Below are 533 nucleotides of genomic sequence, written 5' to 3' on the forward strand. Positions count from 1 at the left end.
TTGCGCGCAATTTGCGGATACCACGCGCTGAGGCGCAAGGGTTTATCGACCGCTATTTTGAGCGTTTCCCTGGCATCCGTGACTATATGACCGCGACCAAGGAATTCGCCAAATCGCACCGCTATGTGCAGACCTTGTTTGGCCGCAAAATTCATACACCTGATATCGAGGCGAAAGGCCCCGCCGCAGGCTTTGCGCAGCGCGCGGCCATCAACGCGCCCATCCAAGGCACCGCGGCCGATATCATCCGCCGCGCGATGATCCGCATGGATCAGGCAATTGCAGATTTGCCTGCAACCATGTTGTTGCAGGTGCATGATGAATTGGTCTTTGAGGTGGATGAGGGCGCGGTGGGCGTCCTGATTGCCCGCGCCCGCGATGTTATGGAAAGCGCGGCAAGCCCTGTTTTGCATCTATCTGTGCCGTTGGTCGTGGATGCAGGTCAGGGTAAAAATTGGGCCGAGGCGCATTGAGGGGGCGCACAAATCGGCCGCGCCCCCGCAAGACGCTTGAGGGGCCAAGGCGGCTTGTGG

Annotated in this window: 1 protein-coding gene; it reads left to right on the plus strand. The window is 59.3% G+C overall.

From position 1 onward, the window contains the following. The coding region (locus tag ACR0B3_RS24525) for a DNA polymerase (RefSeq protein ID WP_480811314.1) at positions 1-473 on the plus strand (473 nt) is incomplete at its 5' end. Positions 474-533: the final 60 nt, after the last annotated feature.

Source organism: Ruegeria sp. CE9 (genome assembly GCF_056537425.1).